We start from the raw sequence: 17,239 nt of genomic DNA, 5'->3' as shown, positions 1-17,239 counted from the left end.
ATATCTCCGTTCAAAGGGCAGTCCCAAAGGTTAATGAAACACCTTTTAGCACTTGATTTTCGGTTTCGATAGAGTTTAAATTGGTATCTGAAAGGTATTATTCTTCTCGCCCAAGGCATCTTGTTTCATGACAAACTTCATCTCCATGCTGGAAAACGATGACTGGTTGGCCAGTTCAAGCGGGCCACGCTATCTCCAGCTTCGTCGACGCATTCAGCAGGCGATTGACGATGGTGTGCTGAAGGAAAACGAGCCGCTGCCTTCGGAGCGTGAAATCGCTTCCATAACCGATCTGTCTCGCGTGACTGTGCGCAAGGCTGTTGCTGGTCTTGTGGAGGACCAGATCGTTGTTCAAAAACGCGGCAGCGGTTCCTTTGTTGCGCCCAAGGTTCACAAGGTGGAACAACGTCTTTCGAGCTTGACTTCGTTCAGCGAAGACATGGCGCGCCGTGGTCTTACAGCAAGCAGCGAGTGGTTGCGTCGGGGGCTCTTTCCCGCTTCGCCCGAAGAAATTTTTACACTTGGCCTGACATCGGGCCAGCGCGTTGCGCGGGTTGACAGATTGCGCAAGGCAGATGGAACACCAATGGCAATCGAACGGGCCTCGCTGTCGGAAAAGGTCCTGCCTAATCCTGAACGCGTTTCGACGTCTCTTTACGCGGTGCTGCGATCGACAGGGCTGCAGCCCGTACGCGCCATACAACGTATCTCTGCCCGCAATCTTGAATCGATGGACGCTGAAATTCTCAATGTTCCCGTTGGTTCAGCCGGACTTAAGATCGAACGCGTCTCCTACCTCGCTTCCGGACATGTCGTCGAGTTTACCCGCTCGGTCTATCGCGGCGACGCATATGATTTCATTGCTGAACTGCAAATGTCGGATGACTGATTTAATGAGTGAACTGCTAAACCCTTCCGCCCAAACGCACATGCGGCAGGAGATCGAAGAAATCCCTGACGTTGCGAACAGATTGCTGACTGAGGGCCGCGCTCACATTCGCGACATAGCGAAGCGCGCTGGCACACCCGTGTTTCTGGCGAGCGTGGCGCGGGGGTCTTCGGACCATGCCGCGACGTTCCTGAAATACGCATCTGAGATCTATCTTGGTCTCGCCATGGCTTCGCTTGGACCGTCAGTGTCTTCGATTTATGGCGGCAAAGTTCGGCTTGATCAGGCGCTGGTGATTGCGATCTCTCAGTCCGGTGCAAGCCCGGACATTCTATCGGTGGTGCAAAGTGCGAAGGAGCAGGGGGCATTCACAGTTGGTTTGACCAACACAGCTGACAGCAAACTGGCGGAACTCTCCAGTGCAGCGCTGGACATTGGCGCAGGTCCGGAGCGCAGTGTTGCTGCGACGAAAACCTTCGTGAATTCCGTGGTAGCCGGATTGATATTGCTTGCAGAAATTGGGGGAGATGAAAGACTTCTGAGTGCGCTTGCAAAGTTGCCTGTCGCGTTTGAGGACGCAATTGGTATCGATTGGCGGCAACTGGCAGAACCGATTGAAAAACGTGGTTCGCTCTATGTAATCGGGCGCGGCCCAGGGCTTGCGATCGCCAACGAAGCGGCCTTGAAATTCAAGGAAACATGCCAGGTGCACGCAGAAGCCTATTCGTCGGCAGAAGTGATGCACGGACCTGTTTCGATTGTCGAAGGTGGGTATCCGATTTTGGCGCTCGGGGTGAGGGATGCTGCTGAGGCCGGACTGGCAGAGGCGGCGGATGTCATGTCGGCTCAAGGGGGCAGTGTCTACGCAACCACGAACCTTGTTAAGCGCGCGCACAGACTTCCGTTTGTCTCCACCGACCACGCGATCACCGACGCACTTGCTCAGATTGTCTCCTTTTATGCATTTATCGAGTGGTTTTCGCGGCAACGCGGGTTCAACCCGGATGTACCAAAGCATCTGAAAAAGGTGACGCAGACAGTATGACTGGACTAACTGCCTACATCAGCAGCAGAATATTTGATGGTGACATCTTCCACGAAGATGCTGCACTTCTGGTGGAAGGTGGGTGCGTCAAGGCAATTGTGCCTCTTGTTACTCTTCAGGCAGACCAGCCGAAGATTGACCTTGGTGAATGCACGCTGGGACCCGGTTTTGTGGATCTTCAGGTCAATGGCGGCGGTGGACTGATGCTGGGCGACGTGGACTGTGTGGAAGATATTGCGCGCATCTGTCACGCTCATCTGAAGCTTGGCACTACTTCGCTGACACCAACCTTGATTACCGATAGTCCTGAGGCCACACGCAGAGTGCTCAAGCTCGGAATTGAGGCGTGGGCCAAAGGTGTCCGCGGTTTCCACGGACTGCATTTGGAAGGCCCTCATCTTTATGCAGGCAGAAAGGGAGCGCATGACGCTTCCTTGATCAGGCCGATAGACGATGAAGATATGGATCTCTATCTCTATGCAGCCAGTCAATTGCCATCTTTGATGATCACGGTTGCGCCAGAAACCGTAACTCTAGGGCAGATCAGCCAATTGGCGGGTGCCGGTATTCACGTCAGTCTTGGACATAGCGGCGCCTCTTATGAAGAGTGTTCAACAGCTGCCAATGCTGGTGCGGCCTGCGTGACGCATCTTTTTAATGCCATGAGCCCACTTCAACATCGCGAACCTGGGCTTGTTGGGGCTGCGCTTGATCTTGGAAGCTTGAGCGCGGGCTTGATAGCCGACGGTGTCCATGTTGATCCCGTTGCAATCAGAATTGCGCTTGAAGCCAAATCCGGACCGGGCCGGATATTCCTTGTAACAGATGCCATGTCTCAAACCGGCACTGATGTGACTTCGTTTCATCTCGGTGGGCGTGAAATCTTCAGGCAGGACGGCAGGTTGACACTCTCCGACGGGACGTTGGCAGGCGCAGACATCGATCTCCCTTCGTCTGTCGCGAATCTCGTTGAGAGTGTTGGCGTAGATGTTGAGACGGCGCTCGCCATGGCGACCAGCTACCCGGCTGATATCATTGGCCGCCCCCTTGGACGGTTGAAGGTGGGGTATCCAGCAGATTTTGTATGCCTTGACGATGACTTCAGGATTGCCGGCGTCTGGCTTTCCGGTCACACCTTGAACGACTGACGGTCGTCAAGATTATGTCACGTGGTCTCCATTGACGACTGACTTTTGGCGTGTCTGCCGACCTTCCAAATCAACTCAAACCAGCATTCATTTCTGGGTTGCAGACGACAGCCTTTGAAACGATTGAGACATGTCAATGTTGACGGTCGCCTGCGTTTGTACTCTCCCAAGCGTTGCCTGACGACCAGCTGTCGCCAGCATGTTCCAATCGGGGGAGAGGTCTTGTTCCAGGTACGATTTCATGGCCGGGGCGGCCAGGGCGTAGTTACCGCCGCCGAACTCCTGTCCATCGCAGCATTCAAAGAGGGTAAGCACGCGCAGGCTTTTCCGAGCTTCGGGTCGGAACGCATGGGAGCACCCGTTGTTTCCTACTGTCGAATAGCAAACACGGAAATTCGGTCGCGCGAACCGGTATCACAACCCGACGCTCTTGTTATTCAGGATCCGACACTCATTCACTCTGTTGATTTGTTCGCAGGGCTCAACGGTCAGGGCTATGTCTTGATCAACTCCCAGCAAACTTTCGAAGAGCTGGGAATTGACGACTTTGCAGCTGAATTTCCGGACAATCACTTCCGAGATGTCGGCGCCAGCGAGATTGCTCGAAAACATATCGGCCGGCCGCTTCCCAACGCAGCATTGCTTGGCAGCCTCGCAGCTATGAGCGGCGAGGTGTCGATTGCGGCTGTCGAACAGGCAATTTCCCAAAAATTTCCCGGGCAGGTCGGTGCAGCCAATATCGCTGCCGCACGCGAGGCCTACGACGTCGCAGTAGGATAGGAGAGGGTGAAATGCTCAAACAGATTGAAGGATCTGCTGCCGTGGCACAGGCCGTCGCGCTTTGTCGTCCGGAAGTGGTTTGCGCCTATCCGATCACGCCACAGACCCATATTGTTGAAGGTGTTGGAGAGCTTGTAAAATCCGGGGAACTGGAAAATTGCGAATACATCAATGTTGAATCGGAATTTGCTGCGCTTTCCGTTGCTATAGGAGCTTCCGCAGCCGGCGCTCGCGCCTATACAGCGACCGCAAGCCAGGGTCTGCTGTTCATGGCGGAAGCCGTTTACAATGCTTCGGGTCTAGGTTTGCCGATCGTCATGACACTCGGCAACCGTGCGATAGGTGCACCAATCAACATCTGGAATGACCATACAGACGCAATGTCCATGAAGGACGCGGGTTGGATCCAGCTATTTGCAGAAACCAATCAGGAAGCTGCTGATCTGCATATTCAGGCATTCAGACTTGCGGAAGAACTCAGCTGTCCGGTGATGGTCTGCATGGACGGGTTTATTCTGACCCACGCCTATGAACGCGTTGATATTCCAACCCAAGAAGAAGTCGACGCATTTCTGCCGGGCTATGAACCCGTGCAAGTTTTGGACCCCGCCGATCCCTATTCGATTGGTGCCATGGTTGGACCTGAGGCATTTACGGAAGTCCGCTACCTGGCACATCGCAAACAAATGCAGGCGCTCGATCTCATTCCGCAGATCGGAACCATTTTCAAAGACGTCTTTGGCCGGGAGTCCGGTGGTCTTTTGCATTCCTATCGCACAGAGGGCGCAGACACCATTTTTGTGGCAATGGGGTCCGTCAATGGAACCATCAAAGAGGTCGTCGATGCTGAAAGGGAAGCTGGTAAGAGTGTCGGGTCGGTTTCAATCTGTTCGTTCCGTCCGTTTCCACTTGAAGAATTAAAGAGCGCTTTGAAAGGTGCAAAGCGGGTCGTCGTAGTCGAAAAGAGCCTGGCTCCCGGCCTTGGAGGTGTTCTCGCATCAAACGTGCGCATGGCACTCAGAGAGGTTCCACTTCCCGTACAGACTGTCATCGCCGGCCTTGGAGGCAGGGCGATCACCATGAAGGGTATATCCGAAGTGCTGCACGCAGCTGAGAACGGATCATTGTCAGATGTGACGTTCCTCGGTCTGGAGCAAGCCGTCATTGACAGGGAAATTGCGCGATCGGCGGAGATGAGACACGCCGGGCCGACGGCTGAAGGAATTCTCAAAGCCATTCAAAATCGTCCGGCTGCAGAGCGGAGTAAAGCGTCATGAGCGAAGATACGGCCTTGCAACGGGTGAAATTCTATCAGACCGGGACGCATACTGTCGGCAATCGTTTGATGGATGAGGACAAGCGAAGCGTACAATCCTCCATTGATCGCTCGAATGCGATTACGTCCGGACACCGGGCCTGCCAGGGATGCGGCGAAGCACTGGGCGCGCGTTTTGCACTGGATGCCGCCATGCGCTCATGCGATGGCAATATGGTCGCGGTAAATGCCACCGGGTGCCTGGAAGTGTTCACGACACCTTATCCTGAAACCTCTTGGCAGATCCCTTGGGTTCATTCCCTGTTTGGAAATGCGCCTGCAGTCGCAACAGGTGTCGCGGCAGCCATGCGGCGGAAAGGCCGCGCCCAGACGAAGGTCATTGCGCAGGGCGGAGATGGTGGAACAACGGATATCGGCTTCGGCTGCCTGTCAGGAATGTTCGAGCGAAATGACGATGTGCTCTACATTTGTTACGACAATCAGGCCTATATGAATACCGGCGTACAGCGCTCGTCAGCGACACCGCCAACTGCACGAACAGCGACGACGCCTGCTGTGGGGGAAGCGCCGGGCAATGTATTCGGCACAGGCAAAAACCTGCCTTTGATCGCCATGGCGCACAACATCCCTTATGTGGCAACCGCCACCGTTGCGGACCTGCATGACCTTGAAACCAAGGTGACACGCGCCATGAACATGTCCGGCTCCCGATACATCCATGTGCTGGTGACATGCCCGCTTGGTTGGGGGTCTGCAACGAACCATACAATTCTGCTGGCGAGACTTGCAGTTGAAAGTGGATTGTTCCCGCTTTTCGAGGCAGAGGACGGGGCTGTCGTTAGAACGCAAAAAATACGCAAGAAGGTGCCGGTTGAAGACTATTTGAAACTCCAAAAACGGTTCGCACATCTGTTTAAGAAAGATCGTGAAGACGTTGATCGAATAGCAGCAATACAGAAAATGGCCGATGCGAACATCGACCGTTTCAATCTTTTGGGGGAAAGGTCGGCGCCATGACACACGAGTTGCCATTTGCCATCACGTTGGATCCCAGTACCAGTCTTGCAAACAAGACAGGTTCCTGGCGAACCGAGCGCCCCGTCTACCTGGATCGGCTTCCGCCTTGCAACCACACATGCCCGGCGGGCGAGAACATTCAAAAGTGGTTGTTTCATGCTGAGGAAGGCGACTATGAGCAAGCCTTCCAGGTAATCATGGAAGACAACCCGATGCCTGGCGTCATGGGACGAGTCTGCTATCACACCTGTGAAACCGCGTGCAATCGCGGGCAGCTGGACGAACCAGTCGCAATTCATGCCATTGAAAGGTTTCTCGGCCGCATGGCCTTCGAGAAGGGCTGGACACCCAGGTTCACGGCACCTGATACAGGAAAAAAGGTCCTTGTTGTTGGTGCGGGGCCGAGCGGGTTGAGTGCTGCTTATCATTTGCGTCGTCTCGGCCATGATGTGACGATCCGGGAAGCCGGTCCAATGGCGGGTGGAATGATGCGGTTCGGGATCCCCAAGTACCGCTTGCCGCGGGATGTTCTGGATTATGAGATCCAGCGAATACTGGATACCGGCGTCCAACTGGAGCTCAACAAAAAGGTGGAAGACATCGAAGCGGCTTTCGAGAACGAAGGCTTTGATGCGGTTTTTGTGGCTGTCGGTGCTCATTTGGCAAAGCGTATTGATATTCCCGCACATGCGGCCGGAAAGATCCTGGATGCGGTGAGCGTATTGAAGGAGATGGAAACGGGTGGCGAGCCCCCGAAACTGGGACGACGCGTGATCGTCTATGGGGGTGGTAACACCGCGATGGATGTCGCTCGAACTGCCAAGCGCCTAGGCGTCGACGAGAGCATGATCGTATACAGGCGTTCTCGCAAGGAAATGCCTGCGCATGACTTTGAAGCAACAGAGGCCGAGGACGAGGGCGTTCTGATGCATTGGCTACGAACAATCAAAGAGGTCGATGGCACCAGCGTCACAGTCGAAAAAATGCAGATCGACGAAAACGGACGACCTCAACCGACAGGCGAATTTGAAACCATCGAAGCCGACACTCTTATTTTGGCGCTCGGCCAGGATGTCGATACCAGCTTTCTGGAGAAAGTTGAGGGTGTCGAGATCGCAAGAGATGGTGTTGTGACAGTCAATGCCCAGATGATGACAGGTCGGGCAGGTCTGTTTGCGGGCGGTGATATGGTGCCGGCAGAACGGACTGTGACGGTTGGCGTCGGCCACGGCAAAAAGGCTGCACGCAATATCGACGCTTGGCTTCGTGGGAAGGCATACGAACCACCTTTGAAACCCGAGCTGGCAGCATTTGAAAACATCAATCCCTGGTACTATGACGATGCTCCGCAAAGCAAACAGGAACAGCTTGATCCCGTTCGCAGGCAAACCGGATTTGAAGAAGTTCTCAAAGGTCTGACCGAAGACAACGCGCTTTACGAGGCACGGCGCTGTCTGTCTTGCGGCAATTGTTTTGAGTGTGACAATTGTTACGGCATTTGCCCGGACAACGCGGTCGCAAAACTCGGGCCTGGCAATCGGTTTGAATTCAACTACGACTATTGCAAGGGCTGCGGCATGTGTGCCTTGGAGTGCCCATGCGGGGCCATCAAGATGGTACAGGAAGGCAGTTAGATCTTCGACAATTGCAACGAAGCGTGCACGTGGACTGGAAGGCAATCAACGCTATCGGCTTGCCAGTGTCGCTGCGGATTGGGTTTTGCGCACAAGGTGCTAAGGTTGCTCCCTCTTAGCCGTGCGGGACATTTCCGCCGTGTAACACCCCCGGAGCATGCCGATGCCACGTTGTTTTTCTCATGCGGTTTTCTGTTTGGTTCTGAGCTTTTTCGGGCTCATGACCGGCCAGGCAAAAGCGTCGCCTGAAGGAGCTCTCGCGCATGTGGTGTCGGTGCTGCCGGTGTGGCCTGGACACGAACGGGGCGGACAGGGCGCTCGTCCCGGCCAGGCCCCCGAAGGCAGTGGGGTGGTGCTGCGTGAGGGTGTGATTGCTACAGCCTGGCATGTTGTGGAACCAGCCCGCCGCATAGATGTCCGATTGCATGACGGTCGCATAATTCCTGCGCGTCTTTTGGCACATGATGCCGCCACTGACATTGCGCTTCTGAAGGTCGAAGAAACACTGCAACCAATCGCAATCGCGCCACCACCCAACTTGGTCCAACCCGTTTGCGCTATCGGCAACGCCTTCGGTCTGGGGCTGTCACTCACCTGCGGTGTTGTCTCGGCCAAGAGTGTCAGCAATGCCGGTTTCAATGAAATCGAGGATTTCGTGCAAACCGATGCGGCTGCGAATCCCGGCTCTTCCGGAGGTGCGCTCGTGGACGCAGAAGGAAGGCTGGTCGGAATGATGTCAGCGATTTTCGCTTCGGGTTCCGACACAAATATCGGCGTCAATTTTGCCGTTTCAACAGAGCTGTTGATACGTGTTGCCGATGCGTTGCTGGATCAAGGAGAAGTTGAGTATCTGGATGCGGGCTGGCAGCTCACGAGAGCAGACCGCTCCGCCGTTGCGCTGGTTGCCGCGCCAGTCGTTCGCGCTGTTCAGTCGGATGGAATGGCCGGATCAGCCGGGATAAGAGTTGGCGATTTGATCCTTGAAGTGGGCGGTCGCAGGGTCCGAACACCGCGCGATGCGAAGACGGCCCTTGCCCTGATTTCCAAGGCGCAAAAAGAAGTCCAGGTGCTGTATCGCCGCGGCGATGATAATCTGCTTGCGACACTTTCGTTCGCGGTCTCTGAACCGTCAAAGTCTGCCAACGTTAAAGCAGTGACTTCGCTGGAAACAGACTGTCCGCATCCCGCCGAAATTTGTCAGTTGAGACAGGCGGTGTTTCCGATCTCAAGTTTTGACCCGGTCGGCAGTGCGACGCGTATCGCTGAAGATCTTTTGGTGACCAATCGGCATGTGGTCGGGGATCAAATTGAGGCAACGGTTCACACTCCGAATGGTCCGTTGAAAGCCCGGCTGGTCCCTTCTTCTTACCAAGGTGATCTTGTCCTGCTGGAAGTAGAGAACCTTCCGGATACGGGCGTCATTCCCGAACTCGACGTTGCAACAGGCACCTCAGACCGATACCGCGTGATCGGTGCCGACATCGCCCGACGAGAAGTGCGGGTCTTCGATCCTGGAGATCTCATCGCCTTACCGGAGAAAAGCGCACAATTGGGCCGACTTCACGTTGGCGCTCATATGCAGCCTGGTGTGAGCGGGGGCGCTCTTGTAACCGAAAACGGTGCTTTGGCCGGAATTGCCGTGGGTGGTGGAGATGGACGCTTTGAAGCCATTCCAGTGGCAGATGTTCGTGAACTTCTGGTGCTTCGGGACGATAAGGATGCAATTCGTTTGACCGAAAGCCTGGGCGTTGACTTTGTGGCATGTGAAGAGGCGATGGAGAGTGCAGCCACTCAATCTGTCAAAGACACTGTTCTGGCTGATGTGACAGACATCTGCTCAAGATCTTCCAACCATGGACAATTGCTGAAAGCGGGGCGGATTCTGGCGCAGACCGGCGCTTTTGATCAAGCGATTCGCATTCATGGCGAAGCGGTCGATCAGGTGCCGAACTCGATCAACTCAAGAATGTCACTCCTCGTGTCGCTGCAATTGGCCGGACGCTTTGAAGATATGACAGAACATGCACGGCGTTTGATGGAATTGGCACCCGATGATCCTCAAGCTCTTAGATTTTCCATTCAGTCAGGCGTCTGGGGCAATGAACCGGAACTGGCTGAGGAGGGCTATCAGGCGTTGTTGAAGGCGGACCCAAGACAGGCACAGGCAGCAAGGCGGTTTATTGACAACGCGCCACCGACGCCGCCCCGCCGCTGATCTCAGTCTAGTGTCGGATCAGGTATCCACCCGGCAGACACAACGTCCCGGGCTTCAAACGGTGAAGGTGTGGCAAATGACAGTATCTGTGCCTTGAGGTCTTTGGCCGACAATCCGGGATCTTTATGGAGCAGTCTTGCGGCCAGAGCGGCAAGTCTCGGGACAGCATAGCTCGACCCGGATGTAACGCCAGACGCACCGCGAAAGTCTGTCACTGTCAGGTTCTCGGCTGGCAGCATGATATCGACGGTGTTGCGACCCCAGTTTGAACCGGACGCCAAACGCCCAAAGTTGTCCGCCGACGTAACGGTAATGATGTTTTCAAGCGGGAGTGCGGCTGGATAAACTGGCTCCTGGTCGATGTTTCTCCCGTTGTTTCCGGCCGACACGATGGCAAGTATGTTCTTGTCTTTCATAGAGTCGGAAAAGGCTGTCCAGTCGTCCAGATTGTTGCTCCCGAGGGGCATAGCCAAAATTCTGACCCCGTCTTCCGCGGCTTTCTGTACGATATCAGCCATACGGCTCATGTCCGGCCTTGGATACCGAAATGGCACCAGCGTTGCGTCAGGTGCTTCGCGGGCCAGGATCGAGGCAACGGCAGTGCCGTGGCGGATCGGCAAGAAGGCACCCCTTGAAGTGTCTCCGTCATATGGCCAGGGATCGAGGTCCCAAAAATCGTACCCGAGCGGAACACCGTTTAAATCGCGAGCAAGCCGCTCACGGAACAAGGGCAGGTCATAGGCCAGTCCTGAATCGACAAGTGCAACCCGCACACCACCGGTATCAGACCCTGAAGGCCAGGGTGCCTGAAGCGTTTCACTCCATCTCAGTGTTTCAAGATCACCATCCAGCTGATCGAGAAAGATCCATGGGCTCGTACCATGACGAATTACGCGCCCTGATTGGATGACGCAATTGCCGTCAGCAATTGCAAGCAAGTGAGCCTGCAGCTTAGGGCCCGCTGCTTCAAAGTAGCTTGCACGAAACTGTCGGGTTTGCCCATTCACCAAACGAGCCTCCAGTTGAAGCTCATCGCCTTCCGGTAAAGCCAAACGGATCATTATTCGTACTGGGGATTGGCTGTTTGGCTGTCGTTTTTCTTCCAACAGCCAGCTTTGCGGCACAAGTTCCTGAATGTCCAAGCCGCTCAATTGCGGATTGCCGCAGACCTCCGCAACGGCTTGTTGAACCCAATCAACAGGCTTGAGATCGGACTCTCTAACTGTTTGTGCAATGACCGTTGAGCAAAAGAACAAAAGCAAGATTATCGGGAACCCAACGACCCTTAAGCAAACTCCATTCATGTCTTGCCCGAGTTTCACGCTGGGTCCTTGGGTATTGAACATCTAACGTCACAAAATAGATCAGCAGGCTACGCTATCAAACTAGCGTTGCTCGGTGCTCGTCTAAAGGCCGGGCAACCAAAGTGCGAGTTCAGGAAAAACGACGAGAAGAACCACGAGCAACAGCGAGCAACCGATAAACGGAAAGGCGGATGTGTAAATCGTGCGCATGCTCGTTCCAGGTGGCGCAACGCCCTTCATAACAAACAGCAACAGCCCGAACGGGGGTGTTGTAAAACTGATCTCAAGCGCCAACAGCATGATCAGGCCAAACCATATCGGGTCAAAGCCAAGGTTCATTGCCAGAGGAAAGAATATCGGCACGGTCAAGAGCATGATGGAAATCTGTTCCATGAACATGCCGAGAAGCAACAGCACCGCAAACATGACCATAAGCATGGCGATTGGTGCCAACTCAAAGGAAATAGCCCAATTGACCAATCCGCGCGAAGCACCGGAAAAGGCGAGAAGCTGGCTGAATGTCGCAGATCCAAAAACAATCAGATAGGCCATCAGCGTTACTTTCAAAGCACCTGTCACGGACTTGCGCATCGCCTCCCAAGTCAGGCACCTGAAAACGGCTGCAAGGATAATCACGCCGAGCGCGCCGAAGGCGGCCGCTTCGGAAGGTGTCACGAAACCGTTGATCATCAAGATGATGATGACGACCATAACGCCAACCATTGGCACGACTTCGCGCAGAAGCAGTGTGACCTTACTCATGAAAGACAGTGGTTCAACGTCGTAAGCAGGGGCCGCGTTCGGATCCAATCGCGTTTGAAGCCAGATCGTGCCGATATAGAAAAACGCCAGGATCAACCCGGGTATCACACCGGCGATCAGCAACGCTCCAACGTCAATTTGCGCCAGTGTGGCCAGTAGAACTGCAAGTGCAGAAGGCGGGATGATGATTGCAAGGCCACCCGTTCCCAGGATTGGGCCGATGCTCATGTGAGGCTTGTATCCACGCCTGTTCATCTCCGGCACCATAAGTGAGCCGAGCAGAGCAGTTGAGCCCATCGACGATCCGGACAATGTCGAGAAAGCCGTCCCTCCCAGGACGGTAACATAGCTCAGCCGGCCGGAAAGGCGACCCAGCAGTCGGTCGATCGCATTGAACATGCGCCCGCCAAGGCCCGTATGAAAAAAGATTTCTCCCATAAGCAGAAACAAAGGGATCGGAACAAGGGCGAATTTCGTCAGTGAACCAAGGCCATTGTTGAGCAACTGCCCGATGCCGCGTTCACCACCCATGAACACCCAGGCGCCGATGATGTTCGCGGCGAGAAACGCCAGCGCAACCGGCATGCCCATGGCCATGAGTAATACGATTACCCCGATCAGCAGGGCCAGCGCTTCGTACCATTCCATTATTCGTGGATCCCCGCTTCGCCGGTGTGCATGAGATCGGAGCCCGTTACAAAGCGGAAGAATTCAATTGCCATCAAGCCGAAGCTTACGGGGAACGCGACTGTCAGCAGCCATCGTGGATAGTAATAGGCGCGGGTGTCATAGTCACCGCGTTCAATATTTTTCAAAAACAGTTCCAGCCCCTTCCAGGCTAGAATGATGCACACAACCACACACGCAAATGCGACCAACCGACTGACAACACGGCGGGACGTTTCAGGCAAGATTGAGGTGACCAGCTCAATGTGAACATGCCCCTTTTCGCGTACCAACCAGGGTGCACCAAGCATGGTCATGTAGAGCAGTCCATATTCAGAAGAGGTGAAAAGCCAGGCGAAGGGTTGAAGGCCAAGATTGCGCATCAGAACCGAAACCACGACCGATACCATCAGCCAAACAAGCGTGGCTCCGGCGACAAAGGCCATGGCATTGATCAATAACCTGTAAGACCTAATAAGACCGCTCATAAAAAAAAAACCTGGATGCCAGATGAGCAGGCCCGCTGCTAAGCGGGCCTGCTATTCACTTATTTGGCCGAATTCAGATCGTAGAACAGTTCGATCAACCGGTCATAGTTTCCGGTGCCACCTGGCTGTTCTGCCATCAGGCCCTTCATCCGCTCCCAGGTCTTTTCACGCGCGGCGGCGAGGTAATTGGCCTTGGCTTCTCCTTCCAGGGAGATAGCTGTCATGCCCGCAGCATCGAGAGCAGCAAAGTCTTCATCGCGTTTGGCGCGAAGGGCTTCAACGCTATCCTTTTCGTGCTGGATGGCGACGTCCTGAAGGATCTTTTTGGATTCATCGGAAAGAGAGTTCCACTTCTCAAGATTGACGATGACGCCAAGGTCTGTGGAGAAAAAGCAGGGCTCGATGCGATAGTTCAGGAACTCGTTCCATTTCAGGTCGATGAGACCGATCTGGGTCCAGCCAGTTGCATCAACAACGCCGCGCTGAAGGGCGGAATAGACTTCACCAGTTGGGAGATCGATAACCTGTGCGCCGAGGTAGTTTGTAAAGAACGCATTGTAGACGTTGTTGCCGCGCAGTTTCAGGCCTTCAACTTCAAGGTTGCCGTCCTTGTCAAAGGTTGGCTCGTCTCTGGTCCAAAGATTGTAGCAGACCCCACTGTCGAACCAGCCAAGGTACTTCAATCCCATCTTTTCCTGATGGATCTGATCGATAAGCTCAATGCCGCCGTTTTCACGGGTTTCGACTGCGGTCAGGTTGGACGCGACCATGGCATCTTTTTCGGGAAGTGCTCCGCCATAAAACGAACCAGGCGTATAGACCATGTCCACAATACCATCGCGAACCGCGTCAGGCTGCTGGAACATACCGATGGCCTCAGGACCCCCACGGACTTCAATTTGCACCACACCCTTTCCGGCTTCGTTCACTTTGTCCACGAAGGACAGGAAGCTTTTGGTGTAGATCAGCGTTTCTGGAAATGCGTGAACTGCTGTGATTTTGTCTTCCGCCAGTGCTGAGGCAGAGAACAGAGCCGAGCCGGCGACAAGACCGGCAAGTATTAGTCTTTTCATAGTCTCACTCCACTTTAGGGTTGGCTTTATGCCTTATCCCTCTGGTTCTCAGGCAATGCCCTGATGCTTAGGTTGTTGGTTGCTTCAACATCGTTGTCGATTTGCCGTGGGAAGGATCCACGGCGTCGATTGCTCAAGATTTTTCTTATGTTTTTTAATGTCTTGGCTGCGCTGCAAGGTCAGATCAATGTCGTCCCAGCCATTGATCAGTTTTGTCCGCCAGGTCTGGTCGAGTTCAAAACCTATTCTGCAGTCACCAATGCTGATGTGACTTTCCTCCAGGCAAATCTGCGCGCGCATTGAAGTCTCATTCAATAAGCCAATTAATGTGATGTGGTCCGCTGGAGATATTTGCGCGGGCAGCATCCCGTTGTTGATTGCGTTGCTAGAGAATATGTCACCAAAACTCGGTGCGAATACCGCTCGGATTCCGGCATCAACCAAAGCGTAAACAGCAGCCTCGCGGGACGACCCACTGCCAAAGTTGCGCCCGGCAACAAGTATGCTGGCGTTTCGGAAACGGTTCAGCGGGAAATGTGGGTGTTCGTTGCCATCGGCATCCCGGCGAAGATCATGCAGCAGGAACTTACCATAGCCTTCATCGCGCGGTGTCGACATGAACCTGGATGGAATCAACTGGTCCGTATCGACATTGTGAGCCGGCAAAACAATCGCGTGGCCTTCGTGTTGCGTCCACCCTGAGGTCATATCAACCGCCCCTTCAAGAGTGGTCGAACGTCGGTGATTTCTCCTGTTACAGCCGCAGCGGCCACCATTGCAGGCGACATCAGATGCGTCAGTGAACCAGGTCCCTGGCGTCCGCGAAAGTTGCGATTGGTGGACGAAGCACACCTTTTGCCAGGTTGGACAAGATCTCCATTCATACCGACACACATCGAACATCCAGGTGAAGCCCATTCAAGTCCGGCGTCGATGAAAACCTTGTCCAGGCCTTCCTGTTCCGCTTGTGTCTTGACCTGTGCAGACCCTGGAGAGATGAGCCCTGGCACCTTGGCTGTTCGACCTGCAAGGACGGCAGCTGCAATGCGCAAATCCTCAATGCGCCCATTTGTGCAGGAGCCAACAAAAACCTGATCGATCGGCGTGCCCTCGATCGGGCGACCTGCAGACAGCTGCATGTAGTCAAGCGCATCTTCGACAGACTGTGCCTTGCCGTTCACAAGCGATTTCGGATCCGGTATCGCCGCTGTCACGGGAATAGCTTGGTCCGGACTGGTACCCCAGGTGACTGTCGGTGCTATGTCATCGCCGCTCAGATGGACTTCTTTGTCAAAATGAGCGTCGTCATCGGAGCGGAGCTCGCTCCAGGCCTCAACAGCCGCTTCCCATTCTGCGCCGGTAGGCGCGAAAGGCCGTCCTTCAACATAATCGAATGTTGTCTGGTCTGGTGCGATCAGACCGAGCCTTGCGCCTCCCTCAATGGAGAGGTTGCATAGGGTCATGCGCCCTTCCATTGTCAGGTCGCGAATGGCGCTGCCACCATATTCGATCGCGTGACCACGCGCACCGTCCGCACCAAGAGCAGCAATCCAGTTGAGGGCGAGGTCTTTTGCGCTCACGCCAGGGCCAAGCTGGCCATCAATCCAAATGCGCATCACAGCAGGCTTCTTTTGCCAAATCGTTTGCGTGGCAAGTACGTGAGCGACTTCAGTTGCTCCGATGCCGAATGCGAGCGCACCGAATGCCCCGTGCGTGGACGTATGGCTATCGCCACAATTGATCAGAAGGCCGGGCAGGGTCAGTCCCTGTTCAGGTCCAACGACGTGCACAATGCCTTGACGTGGATCGTCGATGTCAAACAATTTCAAACAGTGTCGGCCTGCGTTTTTTCGCAGTGTCTCGATCATGTACTGAATCTGAGGGCTTGATATCCGTTGGCGGTCACGTGTTGGCGCGTAGTGATCTACAACTGCGAATGTCAGGTCCGGTTCGGCAACAGCAATCTCACGAACCCGAAGCTTATTGAAGGCATGATGGGAACCCTCGTGGACAAGGTGCCTATCAACCCACAGGAGCGAAGCGCCGTCCTCTCGCAAGACGATTTCATGCGTGGCCCAAAGCCTGTCTAAAAGCGTGCGCGGCAACGTCATGCTTGTTCACCGGATGGTTTGCCGATTGCCGGTTCCCAATGGCGCGCACTTTCCTCTCCAACGCGGGTGAGAGGCATTTCAAGTCGAAACATATCCGGGCGGTAGAGACCTGAGAGAAACTCAACTCCATTGTCATTTACGTCGCGCACGACCCGGCGGAGCGATAGCAAAGCCGATCCAACCGCAATGCCCAGTGCCTCGGCAACCTCGGGTCCGGCCAATGTTGCCGACACAGATTGGTGGGCGTCCTTGATGTGGACACCGCTCAACTCGAGAAGTTTGAATAAAGGCGTTGTGGCAAGATCGTTTTCTGAATAGTTGCTAGCAATCGTGGCCGGCACATATGTCGTAAGGTGAGAGAAGGGGATCTCGTCCGCGCTACGTACGCGAGTTGCTATTTGAACCTGTTCCTTTGGGTCCAATCTAAGAGCGTTCGCGACGAATTCCGGTGCGGCACCATATGAAAAAGACAACAGGCGCGCCGTAGTGGATTGCCCCATTTCGACAAGCTGCGGCATCAGCGTTGCCAGGTTCATGGCCATCGGCTTTCCCGATTTGCCGGACGTGCTGACCGTTGTTCCGCTGCCGGCCCGCCGGACAATCAGGCCTGCTGCTGCTAACGCATCGAGTGCTCTTCGAACAGTTACCCGAGATACGGCATATATCTCAGCAAGCTTTTGTTCGGGCGGCAGGTTTTCACCGTCTTCAAGACGGCCGTCGGCGATTTGGTCGCGCAGGGAGAGGTAAACCTGACGTGCCTTGGCTCCATCTGGAAGCAATGATTTTTCAGGTTTATTCACGCCGTAAAGTCCTCTTTGCAACGCGTTCAAT

The 17,239-nt window shown here is 54.6% G+C and carries 15 protein-coding genes; 8 read left to right on the top strand and 7 right to left on the bottom strand.

Annotated elements, in window-relative coordinates:
- The first annotated feature begins 127 nt into the window (after positions 1-127).
- From FIV00_RS17465 to FIV00_RS17430, 8 genes are all read left to right on the top strand, one after another.
- Complete coding sequence (locus FIV00_RS17465) at positions 128-889, top strand: GntR family transcriptional regulator (protein WP_152501946.1); 762 nt, start codon at positions 128-130, stop codon at positions 887-889.
- A gap of 4 nt (positions 890-893) precedes the next feature.
- A complete protein-coding gene (locus FIV00_RS17460; RefSeq protein ID WP_152501945.1) occupies positions 894-1,934 on the top strand; it encodes an SIS domain-containing protein in 1,041 nt (346 codons plus the stop codon).
- Positions 1,931-3,082 carry an N-acetylglucosamine-6-phosphate deacetylase gene (nagA, locus tag FIV00_RS17455; RefSeq protein ID WP_152501944.1) on the top strand — a complete coding sequence of 384 codons (1,152 nt, stop codon included), beginning with the start codon at positions 1,931-1,933 and terminating at the stop codon, positions 3,080-3,082. The genes FIV00_RS17460 and nagA overlap by 4 nt, the downstream gene beginning before the upstream one ends.
- A gap of 222 nt (positions 3,083-3,304) precedes the next feature.
- Positions 3,305-3,862: a 2-oxoacid:acceptor oxidoreductase family protein gene (locus FIV00_RS17450; RefSeq protein ID WP_152501943.1), complete on the top strand. Its 558-nt coding sequence runs from the start codon at positions 3,305-3,307 to the stop codon at positions 3,860-3,862.
- 11 nt (positions 3,863-3,873) lie between these two features.
- A complete protein-coding gene (gene porA / locus FIV00_RS17445; protein WP_152501942.1) occupies positions 3,874-5,139 on the top strand; it encodes a pyruvate ferredoxin oxidoreductase in 1,266 nt (421 codons plus the stop codon).
- A complete protein-coding gene (locus tag FIV00_RS17440) occupies positions 5,136-6,155 on the top strand; it encodes a thiamine pyrophosphate-dependent enzyme (protein WP_152501941.1) in 1,020 nt (339 codons plus the stop codon). Before porA ends, FIV00_RS17440 begins: the two co-directional genes overlap by 4 nt.
- A complete protein-coding gene (locus FIV00_RS17435; RefSeq protein WP_152501940.1) occupies positions 6,152-7,789 on the top strand; it encodes an NAD(P)-binding protein in 1,638 nt (545 codons plus the stop codon). Before FIV00_RS17440 ends, FIV00_RS17435 begins: the two co-directional genes overlap by 4 nt.
- A gap of 163 nt (positions 7,790-7,952) precedes the next feature.
- Positions 7,953-10,004: a trypsin-like peptidase domain-containing protein gene (locus tag FIV00_RS17430; RefSeq protein ID WP_173006034.1), complete on the top strand. Its 2,052-nt coding sequence runs from the start codon at positions 7,953-7,955 to the stop codon at positions 10,002-10,004.
- A 2-nt stretch (positions 10,005-10,006) separates the two neighbouring features.
- Here the strand turns inward: FIV00_RS17430 and FIV00_RS17425 are convergent, their stop codons facing one another.
- The 7 genes from FIV00_RS17425 to FIV00_RS17395 all read right to left on the bottom strand — a co-directional run bounded on the left by FIV00_RS17425 (position 10,007) and on the right by FIV00_RS17395 (position 17,208).
- Complete coding sequence (locus FIV00_RS17425) at positions 10,007-11,065, bottom strand: S8 family serine peptidase (protein ID WP_173006033.1); 1,059 nt, start codon at positions 11,063-11,065, stop codon at positions 10,007-10,009.
- Between the two features lie 345 nt (positions 11,066-11,410).
- The gene (locus FIV00_RS17420; protein ID WP_152501937.1) at positions 11,411-12,718 is read right to left on the bottom strand and encodes a TRAP transporter large permease subunit; all 1,308 of its coding nucleotides are present in this window, start codon (positions 12,716-12,718) and stop codon (positions 11,411-11,413) included.
- Positions 12,718-13,224, bottom strand: coding sequence for a TRAP transporter small permease (locus tag FIV00_RS17415; protein WP_152501936.1), 507 nt, complete (start codon positions 13,222-13,224; stop codon positions 12,718-12,720). The genes FIV00_RS17420 and FIV00_RS17415 overlap by 1 nt, the downstream gene beginning before the upstream one ends.
- Before the next feature lie 59 nt (positions 13,225-13,283).
- Complete coding sequence (gene dctP, locus FIV00_RS17410; protein WP_152501935.1) at positions 13,284-14,297, bottom strand: TRAP transporter substrate-binding protein DctP; 1,014 nt, start codon at positions 14,295-14,297, stop codon at positions 13,284-13,286.
- Between the two features lie 84 nt (positions 14,298-14,381).
- Positions 14,382-15,005 (bottom strand): 3-isopropylmalate dehydratase small subunit, encoded by a 624-nt coding sequence (gene leuD, locus FIV00_RS17405; protein WP_152501934.1) that lies wholly within the window; start codon positions 15,003-15,005, stop codon positions 14,382-14,384.
- A complete protein-coding gene (leuC, locus tag FIV00_RS17400; protein ID WP_152501933.1) occupies positions 15,002-16,408 on the bottom strand; it encodes a 3-isopropylmalate dehydratase large subunit in 1,407 nt (468 codons plus the stop codon). The genes leuD and leuC overlap by 4 nt, the downstream gene beginning before the upstream one ends.
- A complete protein-coding gene (locus FIV00_RS17395) occupies positions 16,405-17,208 on the bottom strand; it encodes a GntR family transcriptional regulator (protein WP_152501932.1) in 804 nt (267 codons plus the stop codon). The genes leuC and FIV00_RS17395 overlap by 4 nt, the downstream gene beginning before the upstream one ends.
- Positions 17,209-17,239 lie beyond the last annotated feature (31 nt).

Source organism: Labrenzia sp. THAF82 (assembly GCF_009363435.1).
In the GTDB taxonomy this organism is placed as follows: Bacteria; Pseudomonadota; Alphaproteobacteria; order Rhizobiales; family Stappiaceae; genus Roseibium; species Roseibium porphyridii.
This window is presented reverse-complemented; position numbering and strand designations above follow the sequence as displayed.

What these genes read in the sequence shown, in the direction of transcription:
- FIV00_RS17465 (WP_152501946.1), top strand. Translation starts at nt 128, where the DNA reads ATGACAAACTTCATCTCCATGCTGGAAAACGATGACTGGTTGGCCAGT.
- FIV00_RS17460 (WP_152501945.1), top strand. Translation starts at nt 894, where the DNA reads ATGAGTGAACTGCTAAACCCTTCCGCCCAAACGCACATGCGGCAGGAG.
- nagA (WP_152501944.1), top strand. Translation starts at nt 1,931, where the DNA reads ATGACTGGACTAACTGCCTACATCAGCAGCAGAATATTTGATGGTGAC.
- porA (WP_152501942.1), top strand. Translation starts at nt 3,874, where the DNA reads ATGCTCAAACAGATTGAAGGATCTGCTGCCGTGGCACAGGCCGTCGCG.
- FIV00_RS17440 (WP_152501941.1), top strand. Translation starts at nt 5,136, where the DNA reads ATGAGCGAAGATACGGCCTTGCAACGGGTGAAATTCTATCAGACCGGG.
- FIV00_RS17435 (WP_152501940.1), top strand. Translation starts at nt 6,152, where the DNA reads ATGACACACGAGTTGCCATTTGCCATCACGTTGGATCCCAGTACCAGT.
- FIV00_RS17430 (WP_173006034.1), top strand. Translation starts at nt 7,953, where the DNA reads ATGCCACGTTGTTTTTCTCATGCGGTTTTCTGTTTGGTTCTGAGCTTT.
- FIV00_RS17425 (WP_173006033.1), bottom strand. Translation starts at nt 11,065, where the DNA reads ATGATCCGTTTGGCTTTACCGGAAGGCGATGAGCTTCAACTGGAGGCT.
- FIV00_RS17420 (WP_152501937.1), bottom strand. Translation starts at nt 12,718, where the DNA reads ATGGAATGGTACGAAGCGCTGGCCCTGCTGATCGGGGTAATCGTATTA.
- FIV00_RS17415 (WP_152501936.1), bottom strand. Translation starts at nt 13,224, where the DNA reads ATGAGCGGTCTTATTAGGTCTTACAGGTTATTGATCAATGCCATGGCC.
- dctP (WP_152501935.1), bottom strand. Translation starts at nt 14,297, where the DNA reads ATGAAAAGACTAATACTTGCCGGTCTTGTCGCCGGCTCGGCTCTGTTC.
- leuD (WP_152501934.1), bottom strand. Translation starts at nt 15,005, where the DNA reads ATGACCTCAGGGTGGACGCAACACGAAGGCCACGCGATTGTTTTGCCG.
- leuC (WP_152501933.1), bottom strand. Translation starts at nt 16,408, where the DNA reads ATGACGTTGCCGCGCACGCTTTTAGACAGGCTTTGGGCCACGCATGAA.